This is a genomic window from Pandoraea pneumonica, assembly GCF_902459645.1.
GTDB lineage: Bacteria > Pseudomonadota > Gammaproteobacteria > Burkholderiales > Burkholderiaceae > Pandoraea > Pandoraea pneumonica.
In genome coordinates this window covers 1,061,415-1,074,815 of sequence record NZ_CABPSK010000001.1, presented here as the reverse complement: position 1 = coordinate 1,074,815, position 13,401 = coordinate 1,061,415, and the positions used below count along the sequence as shown (strand labels likewise).

10 protein-coding genes are annotated in these 13,401 nt (G+C 62.2%); 4 read left to right on the top strand and 6 right to left on the bottom strand.

Annotated elements, in window-relative coordinates:
• Nucleotides 1-54: 54 nt before the first annotated feature.
• Both PPN31114_RS04685 and PPN31114_RS04680 read left to right on the top strand, forming a co-directional pair.
• The gene (locus tag PPN31114_RS04685) at nt 55-1,176 is read left to right on the top strand and encodes a Dyp-type peroxidase (RefSeq protein ID WP_150678295.1); all 1,122 of its coding nucleotides are present in this window, start codon (nt 55-57) and stop codon (nt 1,174-1,176) included.
• Nucleotides 1,173-2,000, top strand: a complete 828-nt coding sequence (locus tag PPN31114_RS04680) for a family 1 encapsulin nanocompartment shell protein (protein ID WP_150678294.1) — start codon at nt 1,173-1,175, stop codon at nt 1,998-2,000. Before PPN31114_RS04685 ends, PPN31114_RS04680 begins: the two co-directional genes overlap by 4 nt.
• A gap of 72 nt (nt 2,001-2,072) precedes the next feature.
• On the opposite strand, the gene PPN31114_RS04675 is transcribed toward PPN31114_RS04680, so the two are convergent.
• The 4 genes from PPN31114_RS04675 to PPN31114_RS04660 form a co-directional block, all read right to left on the bottom strand.
• Nucleotides 2,073-2,519 (bottom strand): hypothetical protein, encoded by a 447-nt coding sequence (locus tag PPN31114_RS04675; RefSeq protein WP_150678293.1) that lies wholly within the window; start codon nt 2,517-2,519, stop codon nt 2,073-2,075.
• A 220-nt stretch (nt 2,520-2,739) separates the two neighbouring features.
• Complete coding sequence (locus tag PPN31114_RS04670; RefSeq protein WP_150678292.1) at nt 2,740-4,479, bottom strand: glycosyltransferase family 39 protein; 1,740 nt, start codon at nt 4,477-4,479, stop codon at nt 2,740-2,742.
• A gap of 28 nt (nt 4,480-4,507) precedes the next feature.
• Entirely contained in the window at nt 4,508-5,869 is a 1,362-nt protein-coding gene (locus tag PPN31114_RS04665) for a sensor histidine kinase (RefSeq protein ID WP_150678291.1), read from the bottom strand.
• A complete protein-coding gene (locus PPN31114_RS04660) occupies nt 5,866-6,525 on the bottom strand; it encodes a response regulator transcription factor (protein ID WP_150678290.1) in 660 nt (219 codons plus the stop codon). Before PPN31114_RS04660 ends, PPN31114_RS04665 begins: the two co-directional genes overlap by 4 nt.
• Nucleotides 6,526-6,883: 358 nt before the next feature.
• Here PPN31114_RS04660 and PPN31114_RS04655 point away from each other — a divergent pair, with 358 nt between their 5' ends.
• Nucleotides 6,884-7,741, top strand: a complete 858-nt coding sequence (locus PPN31114_RS04655) for a hypothetical protein (RefSeq protein WP_150678289.1) — start codon at nt 6,884-6,886, stop codon at nt 7,739-7,741.
• A 90-nt stretch (nt 7,742-7,831) separates the two neighbouring features.
• Here the strand turns inward: PPN31114_RS04655 and metE are convergent, their stop codons facing one another.
• Nucleotides 7,832-10,120 (bottom strand): 5-methyltetrahydropteroyltriglutamate--homocysteine S-methyltransferase, encoded by a 2,289-nt coding sequence (gene metE, locus PPN31114_RS04650; RefSeq protein ID WP_150678288.1) that lies wholly within the window; start codon nt 10,118-10,120, stop codon nt 7,832-7,834.
• Between the two features lie 97 nt (nt 10,121-10,217).
• Complete coding sequence (locus PPN31114_RS04645) at nt 10,218-11,231, bottom strand: LysR family transcriptional regulator (protein WP_174987669.1); 1,014 nt, start codon at nt 11,229-11,231, stop codon at nt 10,218-10,220.
• A gap of 157 nt (nt 11,232-11,388) precedes the next feature.
• Between PPN31114_RS04645 and PPN31114_RS04640 the strand changes: the two genes are divergently transcribed.
• Nucleotides 11,389-13,254, top strand: a complete 1,866-nt coding sequence (locus PPN31114_RS04640; RefSeq protein WP_150678286.1) for a sulfatase family protein — start codon at nt 11,389-11,391, stop codon at nt 13,252-13,254.
• Nucleotides 13,255-13,401: the final 147 nt, after the last annotated feature.

The window sequence follows — 13,401 nt, the reverse complement described above, 5'->3', positions numbered from 1 at the left end:
GATAGCGTACGGCGTGCGACGCAGTCGAGAACCCCAGCCCCACGCAGGAAAGCAATGACTGAACGTCCGACGTCTCCTCCCCCCGAACCTCAACCGGTGTCCGGCACCGTCACCCGCAGCGCGATCTTTATCGTGGCGACCGTTCGCGACGATGCCGCCGCGCATGCGACGGTACGTGGCTGGTGCGCCGATGCCGCCGCGTACGTGCGCTCAGTGGGCAAGCGCGTGCCGTCCGGCAACCTCTCGTGCGTTGTCGGCTTCAGCGACAACGCGTGGGACCGCCTCTTCGGCGACCCGGCCCCGGCAGAACTGCATCCGTTCCGTGAATTCGGCGCGGGTAAGCGGCATGCCCCGGCCACGCCCGGCGATTTGCTGCTGCACATTCGCGCCGATCAGATGGATCTTTGCTTCGATCTGGCGACGCTCATGCTGAACAAGCTGGGTGATGCCGTGACTGTGGTCGATGAAGTGCACGGTTTCCGCTATTTCGATATGCGCAGCATGGTCGGCTTTGTCGACGGCACCGAGAACCCAGTGGGTCAGGAAGCCGTCGACTTCACCGTCATGGGCGACGAAGACCCCGAGTTTGCCGGTGGCAGTTACGTGCTGGTGCAGAAGTATTTGCACGACATGACTGGCTGGAATGCGCTGCCGGTGGAAGTGCAGGAGCGCATCATCGGGCGCACCAAGCTCTCGGACGTCGAGCTCGACGAAGCCGTGAAGCCGAGCAATTCGCATAGCTCGCTGACCACGCTTGAAGAAAACGGCAAGGAAATCAAGATTCTGCGCGACAACATGCCGTTCGGCCGTCCCGGATCCGGCGAGTTCGGCACGTTTTTCATCGGCTATGCGCGTTCGCCCGCGCCGATCGAGCAGATGCTGGAAAACATGTTTGTCGGCAAGCCGCCGGGTAATTACGACCGGTTGCTCGACTTCAGTACGGCGGTGACGGGCGGGTTGTTCTTCGTGCCGTCGGCGTCGTTGCTGGAAGAATTGGCGGATCGCGAGCCGGTGGCGGCTGCGACTGAGTCGCCGGTGATCAAGACATTGATCGATGCGCAGCCGATTAATACGGCGGTGCTCGACGCTACTGCTTCCTCCCCTAGTAATGCGAGCGCTGCCCCGGTGGCAGGCTCGTTGAATATCGGATCGCTCAAAGGAGTTTCTCAGGCATGAATAACCTGCATCGCGAACTGGCCCCCATTTCGAACGCCGCATGGGAGCAGATCGAAGAAGAAGTCGCGCGTACGTTCAAGCGCACGGTGGCTGCGCGCCGCGTGGTCGACGTGAAAGGGCCGGGCGGTCTCGCGCTGGCTGGCGTGGGCACCGGTCATCAGAAGTCGATTGCGTCGCCGTTGAAGGGCGTGGATGCGCGTCAACGTCAGGTGCTGCCGCTGGTGGTGCTGCGCGTGCCGTTCGAGTTGTCGCGTGAAGCAATCGACGACGTTGAGCGCGGCGCGAACGATTCCGACTGGCAACCGGCGAAGGACGCCGCGATCAAGCTGGCTTATGCCGAAGACCGCGCGATTTTCGACGGTTATAAGGCTGCGCAGATCATCGGCGTGCGTGAAGGCACGTCGAACCCGGTGCTGCCGCTGCCGAAAGACATCGCGGATTATCCGACGGTGATTGCCAAGGCATTGGAGCAACTGCGCTTGGAGGGTGTCGACGGTCCGTACAGCGTGCTGCTGGGCGCTGACGCGTACACGGCTGTGGCCGAAGCCAACGATCAGGGCTACCCGATTCTCGAACACATCGGCCACATCGTGAGCGGCGAGATCATCTGGGCACCGGCCATCGACGGTGGCGCGATTGTGTCGACGCGCGGCGGTGACTACGAAATGCACATCGGTCAAGACCTGTCGATCGGCTATCTGGATCACAACGCTGAAACGGTGCGGCTGTATCTGGAAGAGACGTTTACGTTCCTGATGCTGACGGCTGAAGCTAGTGTGTCGGTGGCGCCGGGTGTGGCGGCTAAGACGGCTAAGGCGAAGTAAGGCGGTTTAGTCGCTGGAGTGGAAAGAGAAGGGCTGAGGACCGTTTGTGCGGTGTCCTCAGCCCTTTTCTATTCACGTCTGCACGATAAAGTGGTCCACTTCCGTCAATGTGCCGCCGTCGGTGATCACGACAGACCTAATGTCTGCCGTATCTCGCGCGTAGTCGACCCACCGATCTGGCTCGTTGTTTTTTGGCGGGCGAGCTGTGTGCAGCAGTCTTCCATCGAAATCGAAGTAGTTGATCTCGCACGACGAGTCACCGGCAGCACATCCGAAACGCACGCTACGCACCGAAAAATCAAACTGGAACTTGGCCTTCGAGTTCGGCGAAAGCGCGAGTATGTTTCCCCGGGTAGGTAGCTCCATTCTCCACCTGGACGCACGACTGAACCCGATCGTGCCCGAAAGGACCGTGATGTCCATAAATGCGAGAAACACAGGGTCTTTGATGAAGCGGTCGAGGAGGCGGTGAACGTAATCCGACGTGAAGTCCTCGGTGAATTTCTCCGGCGTGTCCATGATTCACTCCCAAAAAGTACGAGAAAGGCATGTGGTGACGTCGAGTGCGTAACGATGGCACGGCAGGGTGGGTACGTCGCTTTCAATCTCCCACGGCGAGTGAAGGCCCGACAACTGTCAACGTTGACAGGTGAGCGCGACCCTCGGCGTATCGGTAAGCGAAAAAAATGGCCCCGTATAAACAGGGCCATCTTCAACAAACCACCAACTGCGCGAAAGCTTACTTTTCGGCCGCCGGTGCAGCAGGTGCCGCAGGCGGGGCATCCCCGACCATCGGCTTCTCGATCATCACGCGACGGTTATCGCGCGCAATCACCTTCATTGGCAAGCCGAGCGTTTCCAGCACCGTGAATTTCTCCGGGTCGACAAGCGCGAGCGCTTTAGGCGCTGCCATCCAGACATCGGCAAACTTGTTGAGCGTCGGAATCCAGCTATCCGGGGCTTGCGAGATGCCGAACTCCAACTCATCCTGCACCGCGACCATGGTCATCGGTTGTTGCAGGTAATACGGCATCGTGTGGTCGAGCGTGCCCACCGAATAGAACGGCGTATCCGGGCCCAGACGCTGCATCTCAGCACGCACCGCAGGCACCAGATCGATCCCCGAACTGCCGCGACCGAACGCCTCATGCCCCGAGCCGCCGATCATCGTGAAGGCCAGCCACGTGCCTGCAAAGGCAATCAACGCCTGCTTCGTGCTGCGTTTGGCCAGCCAGTAGGTAATGCCAATCCCGATCAGCCCAGCAAAGCTCGCCGCATACAAGTAGTACGAAAACTCGCGATACGCCTCGACCGGGTTACGGCTGTCCGAGTGGTGCGACAGGAACACCAGACACGTCACGATCGTCGCGACGAACAGCACTACCGAAATCACCAGATGCTTACGCAGCGTCTCACGAGTCAGGCTAGCCAACCCGAGACCGATGAGCATGGCGAGCGCCGGTGCAATCGGCAGCACATACGAAATCAGCTTCGAGTGCGAGACCGAGAAGAAGCAGAAGATCAGGATCGCCCAGACCCACAGCATCGTCACCGGACGGAAGCCGTTCGCCTGACGCGGCGCAGCACGCGACGCCGAAATCGTACGCGGCAGCATCGACAGCCACGGCAGGAATCCCACGATGATCACCGGCACGAAGTAATACAGCGGGCCATTACGATGGTGATCCGGCTTCAGGAAGCGATTGAAGTGCTCGTTCACGAAGAAGAAATCGAAGAACGACGGGTTGCGCGCCATCACCGCAGCGAACCACGGCACCGTCACCGCCAGCAACACGATCAGCCCGCTCGCAATATACAGACGCTTCCACAGCGCCCAGTCGCGCGCGATCAGCGTGTAGACCACCAGCACCGCGCCCGGCAGCACAATCCCGATCAAGCCCTTGCTCAGAATCGACAGCCCCATGGCGGCCCAGCACAGCCACATCCAGTTGCGCGTCTGCGTGTCCGTCAGCCCCGGGCGTTGCGCCAGCAACAGCGCACACAGCACGATGGCCATCATGAACGACAGGCCCATGTCCAGCACGTTGAAGTGACCGAGCAAGGCCCACAGCGGAGCGCTCGCCAGCGCGATGGCGGCGAACAGACCCGCGCGCGCGCCAAACACCCGACGCCCGGTGTAGCCCACCAGCAGCACGCCGCCGAAGCCGGTGAGCGCCGTCCACAGGCGCGCTTGCCAGTCACCCAGACCGAACACCATGAACGTGAGTGCGTTCATCCACGTTTGCAGCGGCGGTTTCTCGAAGTAGAGATAGCCGTTGTAGCGCGGCGTGACCCAATCGCCAGTGACGAGCATTTCGCGAGCCATTTCCGCATAGCGGCCTTCGTCGCTAGGGATCAGGTGCCGCCAGTTGAGCAGGCCGAACCAGACCAGCGCGAAGACGGCCAGCAGCCAGAGGAGGGCGGCGGGAGAGATCGGCCAGGGTTCTAATCCGGCGTCACGTTGAGGGCGTGTGGACATGAATGCGAAACTTTCCGGTCTTGTTGAATTAATGGAACGGGGGTTGCGAAACATCGGGGTTCGGCAGCGTCACGCGCACATGCAACCCGCGCGGCGCCACCTGACTGGCGTCCTTCAAATGCACTTGACCGCCCAGGCGGTCGACGATGGCGCGCACGATGGCGAGGCCTAAGCCCGTGCCTTCCGTGCCCACGCCACCCACCTGCGGCTCACGAACTTCATTGGCGCGATAAAACGCGTCGAATACGCGCTCGCGCTTGTCGGCGTCGATACCCGGGCCTGAGTCGATCACATCGAGGGCCGCCTCGGCCCCCGTGGCCGATAGCCGCACGGATACCGTGCCGCCCGCTGGGGTATAACGCACGGCATTGCCGACAAGATTACTTAGCAGCGTGACAATCTCGCGTTTGGTCCCCGCCACCCGCAGGCCGGGGGCCGCATCGACCAGATCGAGCACGATGTTTTTGCGGTCGGCCAGCACGAATACGTCTTCCAACGCCTCGTGCACTGCGGGCAGCAGCGCCAGCGGCGCGGCCTCGGCGGTGCGGGCGCTCTGGGCGCGCGCCAGCGTGAGTAGCTGTTCGAGCAAGCCGCGTGTGCGTTGCAAACCGCTCTTGAGCTTGGTCAGCCGCGCACGCGTCTCGGTGTCGAGTGCGACCGGCGCGAGGGCACGGTCAAGATTTTCCGATTGAATCACCAAGGCGGTGACCGGCGAGCGCATCTCGTGGGCGGCGTCGGCGACGAAGCGGCGTTGTTCATCGAGCGCTTTCGCCAAGCGTGCCAGCAGTCGGTTGATCGAGACGAGGAACGGTTCGATTTCCTTGGGGGCACCCGCCGTATCGAGGGCACGCAGATCCGTGTCGCGCCGGGCATCTACGCCCTCGGCCAGTTGTTGTAGGGGCCGGAAGGCACGGCGCACGGTCAGCAAAATTGCGCCGATGAGCAGCGGTACGAAAACGATGAAGGGCAGTGCAGTGCGCAGGCCGCTGTTACGGGCGATCTCATTGCGGCCCTCGGTCGGCTGGGCGACCACGATGCGCAAATCCGGCGAGATGGTGCGCACGTAAGCGCGCCACGTATGGTCGCCGCGTGTGGTTGGGTCCACCGTATGAAAGCCGTCGGTCAGCGTGACGGGAAACGTACGACCCAGCGCCTGCACCGTCAGCCGGTAATCGTGGTCCTGAATCGGCAAGGCATGAAAGGCCTCGTCGGCACCGGCGAGGTTGTTGGTATCGACGAGTGCCGCCAGTTGCAGTAGCTGATCGTCCTGAAAGCGATACGCCTCGCGAAAGGCGGCCGCATAGGAAACCAGCCCCGCGACGATGCCCAGCGCCACCGCACAAGCGGAGAGCGTGACCACCAGACGCGACTGCAACGAGCGCATCGTCATGCCTTGGGCACCAGCCAACCGGCGCCGCGAATATTGCGGATGACGTCCGCGCCGAGTTTCTTGCGGATGGCATGAATCAGGAAGTCGATCATGTTGCTCTCGATTTCCTCCCCCCAGCCGTATAGACGGTGCTCCAGCGCGTCGCGCGAAAGAATGGTGCCGGGGCGCAGCATCAGCGCGTGCAGCAGAGCGTACTCACGCGCCGAGAGCACGCACTTGTTGTCGCCGTACGTGGCTTCGTGCGTGGCCGGGTCGAGCGAGAGCGCGCCATTGGTGAGCACCGGCACGGCCACACCGGCTTGTCGGCGGATGACGGCGCGCATGCGGGCGAGCAGTTCACCCACTTCGAAAGGCTTGACGACGAAATCGTCCGCGCCGAGATCCAGCCCTTGAATGATGTCTTCCGCGCCATCGCGTGCGGTCACCACGATGATCGGGGTGCGGCCGCCCGAGCCACGGTGGGCCCGCAACACGTCCCAGCCGTCGCGCCCGGGCAGGCCCAGGTCGAGCAGCATGAGGTCGTAGGTGTGGGCGGCCAGCGCCGCGAGCGCTGCCTCGCCGTCGCGACACCAATCGGCGGCATACGAGGCGTCTTTGAGCGCCTGCATCATGGCCTCACCGATCATGTCGTCGTCTTCTACGAGCAATATCCGCATGTTTTTCCGAAATTCCAGCAGCGCAACGCTGGGCGTGCGCCAGATCACGGTGGTCCCCATTGAACCACTGAGGCGCACGATAGCGCGCGAAACTTAGGAGAAACTTAGTGAAGGTCGACGCGTGCCGGCGCGACTATGCCATGAATTGACGCAATTAAACAAACACTTAGAGGGTTTATTTGAAGTTGCCTACGATCTGCCGTTGTTTTGCGGGGCGAAACCTGGAAGTCGCCTAAATGCCGCGCGGGGAAGATTGACGCGGCAAGTCACCGCAATTCAACGCAATTCAAAGATCAAGGAGGACGAAATGATTAGTGGCTCGTATGGACTAAGCCCAGCGGCATCACAGTGGCAAGTCATGGAGCAGTCGCAGGAGGCCCAACAGGGTGCTGGATCGTCGGCACGAGCAACGGGGGTTCAACCCCAAACCACACGAACGGGAATCCCGATTCGATACAAGCAAACGGTGAGCGACATTTGTTCTCACATCGTGGGGGCGATCAACCGCGTCGACACCCTAGATGCCGAGACGGCGAATGCGATGGTCGTGCCCGCCTATATGGACGACGCGGAGCGAGCAGACCTGATGCGCGTGGTCGAAGCCTCCCTAAGCCTCGAACTGCCCCACGCCAGGTTTCCGATTGGAGAGCGATTGACGGCCAGAGCGTTGCTGAGCCTCAGGCAAGAGCGGGTGCGCGCGAGATTGCATCCCGAAGTGATGTGGCTGGCGGACGCACTTGCGGAAATTGGGGAGCGCAAATTGGCAGCGCTGCGGGCTGCTACCGATGCTGCCGCGCTTGAAGACGAGGGATGGGTGAATTACGAGAGGGACTTATTCGGTCCAGAGGTTGAAGACGCCTTCAGTGCCCCGGAGTTGGATGTCTTGGATCTCCCGGACCGCAGGTCGTTAGGCGAAATATTGCCCATGTGGCTCGCCGATCTCGGCTTCGTTGTGGTCAGCGCGCTTCAGCGCTTCCGCTGGGCAGGCTCCGGTGTGGATCCGAGTCGAGGCATCCGAGGCATCGATCCCGAGCGCGCCGGACGAATCGACCAGTCTCAACACGCACCGTCAGGACCGTCGGGCGTACCGCCGATCTCGCTGCTCGCTGGCTCGTCCGTGCCGCTTCATCACGCGTTAAGCGTTGCGGGACCGACTGCCATCGCTACTGCGCCAAGCACGCTCTGGCTGAATACCTGCTACCCCAGCCCCACGTAACTCGACGCCAATAGCGTCAGCGCCCCGTCAACGTCGAATGTCCATGACGTTGACGGGGCGCCCCCGACGACCGAAAGCGCGATGACTGGCTCAAAGCGCCCGCAGCGTCTGCGCCGCCGCCACCATGTTTTGCAGCGCCGGGATGACTTCGGCCCACTGACGCGTCTTCAGTCCACAGTCCGGGTTGACCCACAGGCGCTGTGCAGGAATCCGCTCGGCGGCCTTTTGCATCAGCATCACGATGTGCTCTTGCGTCGGAATGTTCGGCGAGTGGATGTCGTACACGCCCGGGCCGATCTCGTTCGGGTACTGGAACGAATCGAACGCGTCGAGCAGTTCCATATCCGAGCGCGAGGTCTCGATGGTGATTACGTCGGCGTCCATGTCGGCAATGGCCGCAATGATGTCGTTGAACTCCGAGTAGCACATGTGCGTGTGAATCTGCGTGTCGTCCTGTACGCCGTTCGCCGTGATACGGAACGATGCCACCGCCCAATCCAGATACGTCTGCCATTGCGCCCGGCGCAGCGGCAGGCCCTCGCGCAGAGCAGCTTCGTCGATCTGAATCACGCGCACACCGGCGCGCTCCAGATCCAGCACTTCTTCACGCATGGCCAGCGCCAATTGGAAGCACGATACCGAGCGCGGTTGATCGTCGCGCACGAACGACCAGTTCAGGATCGTGACCGGGCCGGTCAGCATGCCCTTCATTGGCTTGCTGGTCAGCGATTGGGCGTACTTGATCCACTCGACCGTCATCGCCTTCGGACGGCTGATGTCGCCGAACATGATGGGCGGCTTCACGCAGCGTGAGCCGTACGACTGCACCCAGCCGAACTGGCTGAATGCGTAGCCTTCGAGTTGCTCACCAAAGTATTCGACCATGTCGTTGCGTTCGGCTTCGCCGTGTACCAGCACGTCCAGCCCCAGCGCCTCTTGCTCGCGCACACTGCGCTCGATCTCGGTGCGCATCGCCGCCACATAGCCCGCCTGATCGAGCTCCCCGGCCTTGAACTGGCTGCGGGCCGCGCGTATCTCTGCTGTTTGCGGGAACGATCCGATCGTGGTCGTCGGGAATAGCGGCAGGTGCAGCTTGGCGGCCTGCTTGGGCGCGCGCTCGATGTATGGACGCTGCCGACGGCCCAGCGACGCTTCGATCTTCGCTACGGCGGCTTTGACGGCTGGGTTGTGCACGCGGGGCGATGCGCGGCGGCTGGCGATGGCGGCAGCGTTCGCCGCCAACTCGGACGCCACGGCGTCGCGTCCTTCGTTGATGGCCCGTGCGAGGACGTCGACTTCCGCCAACTTCTGCTTGGCGAAGGCGAGCCACGACCGAATTTCACCGTCGAGCTTCTGTTCACTTTCCAAATCGACCGGCACGTGCAGCAGCGAGCACGATGGCGCGATCCACAGACGGTCGCCGAGTGATTTGGCAATTGGCTCAAGCCATTCGAGCACGGCGGCGAGATCCGACTTCCAGATGTTGCGTCCGTTGATCACGCCTAGCGAAACGACTTTGTCGGCGGGCAGCGCCGCGATGACTTTGGCGACTTCTGCCTTGGCGTTCACGGCATCCAGATGCAGTCCGTCGACTGGCAGACGGCAGGCCAGCGGTAGGTTCTCGATCAATTCGCCGAAGTACGTCGCGAGCAGGCGCTTGACTGGCGCAGTGCTGAGTGCGGCGTAGGCCGTCTCGAAGGCCTTTTGCCAGTCGGCACCGAGTTCCGTGACGAGAATCGGCTCATCGATCTGCACCCACTCCACGCCTTGTGCGGCGAGGGTTTCGAGCAGCTTCACGTAGACGGGGAGCAGGCGTGGCAACAGCGCAAGCTTGTCGCTGTCGTCTTTGGCCTTGCCGAGCCACAGGTAGGTGACCGGGCCGACGATGACCGGCTTGGCTTTCACGCCAGCGGCGCGGGCTTCAGCCAGTTGTTCAATCAGTCGAGAGGCGTCGAGCGAAAAGGTCGTGGCCGCCGAGAATTCCGGGACGATGTAGTGATAGTTCGTATCGAACCACTTCGTCATTTCACCGGCGGCGACACCGCCGCAGCAGTCGGCATGTGCTTCGGCACTTTGCGCCGAACGGCCACGCGCGACGCGGAAGTAGTTGTCGAGTGCGTTGCCATGGAAGTCCCGTACGCGGTCGGGCAGGTTACCCAACGTGAAGCTCATGTCGAGCACTTGATCGTAGAAGGCGAAGTCGCCGACCGGTACGAGGTCCAGGCCCGCCTGATCTTGCCAGTGACGCCGACGCAGCGAGGCACCCAGCGACGTTAGCGCGTCACGCGACGACTGTCCCTTCCAATACGCTTCCAGACCGAACTTCAGTTCGCGTTTCGCGCCGATGCGCGGAAATCCGAGATTGTGTGTTTTCGCCATGAGTCTCTAGTGACGTCGCCGCCCGATGAGTGGAATGGTGACAACGATCATAGGGACATCCAGTCATGAATAAAAATGGTGTTATTTCACGGTGATATTAATTTTGTTCATCTGAAGGGCGGGCGGCTGACGACGGCGGCGCCAGCGATCGCGACACGTCGCGCAACACCTCGATAAGCGCCAACGCTGCGGCGTTTGGTGCTTGCGCGTAAAGCACGCCGACGGTGGGGGCCACATGGTTGAAGCGCAAGCCGAAGTCATGCAGGCTGCCACCCAGCGGCGAGCGGGCGACACCGAGTGTCGAGGCGAGGAAGAGACACGGCATGGCCTGCGCGGTACTGGCGTTGGTCATGAGCGTGGTCGATTCCATGATGACGCGAGGCGCGGGTAGCCCTTGGTGCGCGAACTCAGTGTCGATGGCGCGCCGCATTGGCGTGCCCGGTGGCGGCACGATCCATGGATAACGAGCGGCGTCTGCCCATGTCGGCAGCGCGATCTGCGTCATCGGATGGTTGTGCGCGCCAAAGACTCGCACATCATCGTCGTACAGAGGCACCACGCCTAAGCCAGCATTCATTGCGGACGCATCGAGACGGCAAACCAGCAGATCGATTTCGTGCCAGTGAGCCCTTGGCAGCAACCGGTCCAGCGTTTCTTCGAACAAGTTGATACGTAATGCGGGACCGGTTCGTTCGAGCAGGGCAAGGGCCTGCGGCATCAGCACACTGGCCATGCCCGGCAAGATGCCGACGTTCACCGGTTGCCCGAGTCCGTCACGCAAGGCTTGCAGCGCGGGCGCGACCCCCGCCAAATCGGTCAGCATGCGCTCAGCCCGTTCGAGCAGCGCCTCGCCGTACGGCGTCGGACTCACGCGCCGCGTCGTGCGCTCGAACAGCGACACGCCCAACGCCTCCTCGATCTCCTTCAGCCATTTCGACAACGCCGGTTGCGTGATCGCTGCCGCTTCGGCGGTGCGCGCAAAACTTCGCGTGCGGCCGAGCCAGCGCAGCGTTTCCAAATCGCGGATACGCAACTTACGAAGCACGGCGGGAATTTGGCGAGACAGCCGAACCGGGTCGTCGACTTGTCCGTTATGTCCTGCGTTTTGCATGGGGGTATCAGGGGCTGTCGGCATGTCTCGAACAGATAGCGTGCGTCAACGCACTATTGATGTCTTTAGGGTTATGAATATAGCGTCACTTTTCATCGATGGGTGCTGAATCTTGTCAAATAATGGGATTCCGTTACCGCCCGATGCGTGACATCAAATGACAATCGACAAGAACGATGAATTGAATGCCGGGACTCCCGCCAGCACTGCAAAACCTTCTCGCCGCCACTTTCTGAAGCAAGCCGGCGCGGCTGTCGCGTCCGCCGGACTGGCCTCGTCGGCCGTGGCGGCGTCCGCCGCCGCACCGCGCGGCACGGCGTCGCCGGACGACGGCTACGTGATGCCCGCCGAGGCACCGCCAGCACCGCCCAAGGGTTACAACATCCTCTTTATCCTCACGGATCAGGAGCGGCACTTCGACAAGTGGCCGTTCCCCGTACCGGGGCGCGAACGCCTGCGCCGCGAAGGCGTGACGTTCGTCAATCACCAGATTGCCTCGTGTGTCTGCTCGCCGTCGCGCTCGACGGTCTACACGGGGCAGCACATTCAGCACACTCGCGTGTTCGATAACTGCGGCATTCCGTGGCAGCCCGATATGTCGCCCGACATCCGCACCATCGGCGACATGATGCGAGACGCGGGCTATTACGCGGCCTATCTGGGCAAGTGGCACTTGAGCGGCAAGCTGCACCACAATCACACGCCTTACGACACGCCGACGCAGGAGTACAACGAACTCATCAAGTCGTACGGGTTCGACGATTACTTCGGCGTGGGCGATCTGATTGGCCGGGTGCGCGGCGGCTACACGTACGATGGCCTCACGACCTCGTCGGCTGTCTCGTGGCTGCGGGGGCGGGGGGCGCAACTTGGCAGCGAGAACAAGCCTTGGTTCATGGCGGTGAATCTCGTCAATCCGCATGACGCGATGTTCCTGAACACTGACCCGGTCGGTGTGAACCAGCAAAACGCCAAGCCGCCCACCCTCGGCAACGCGCGCCCGCCGCGCGACGCGCTGTACGACGCCCATTGGGACGTGCCGCTCGCCGCCACGCGCAAACAGGCCTACGACGCGCCGGGACGCCCCGCCGCACATGGCGTGTACAACGCGGCAGAAGGCGTGCTGGTGGGCGACTATCCAATCGACGACGCCCGGCTGCGCGTCTATCAAGACTATTACTTCAACTGCATCCGCGATTGCGACACGCACGTGGTGACGTTGCTCGATACGCTGCGCGAACTGGGCATCGACAAGAACACCATCGTGGTGATGAGTGCCGATCACGGCGATCACGTCGGTGCGCACAAGCTTGTTGGCAAAGGGCCGACGACCTATCGCGAGCAAAACAATGTGCCGTTGGTGATTCGCCATCCGGCGTATCCCGGCGGCAAGCAGTGTGCCGCGTTGAGCTCGCACGTCGATATCACGCCCACGCTGCTCGGTCTGACGGGGTTGGACGCGGCTGGCATCGCACGCATCGCGGGCGAGGCGGCGCACGGTCACAACCTGACGCCGTTGCTGCGGGCACCGGAGAAGCAGGGGGTGGATGCCGTGCGCTCGGCAGCCTTGTTCAACTACGCGATGCTGCTGTTCTACGACAGCGAATGGCTCGCGCAGGAGTACGCCACGTTGCGCGAGAAGGGCGTCCCGATCGAGGAGATTCATCGGCGGGTGATGGCGCGGCAGCCGGACTTCCGACACCGCGGCATGATTCGCAGCGTGTTCGATGGGCGCTACCGGTTCTCGCGCTACTTCTCGCCGACGCAGTTCAACCGGCCGACGTCGCTCGAAGCGCTGTTCGCGAACAACGATGTCGAGCTGTACGACCTGCACGCCGACCCGACCGAGTCGCGCAATCTCGCGCTCGATGCCCGTGGCAATGGCGAGTTGCTGATGGCAATGAATGCGCGTCTCAACGAACGGCTCGACGCCGAAGTCGGCGAAGACCGGCCCGATATCCTGCCGATTCGTGACGGGCGTGTGCAGTTCACGTTCCAAAAGGCGGCATCGCCAGCGAAATAAACCGTCAGTACGTGACCGGGCCGACGATGACCGGCCCGGTCTTCACGCATGGCCACGCAAGCCGGAGTTCGGGAAATGGCGTTGTGTCTTTGGGCGCTTGTCATAGCGCGCGACTAGGCCGAGCCGGAAAAGCCGAGGGCTCTCGTG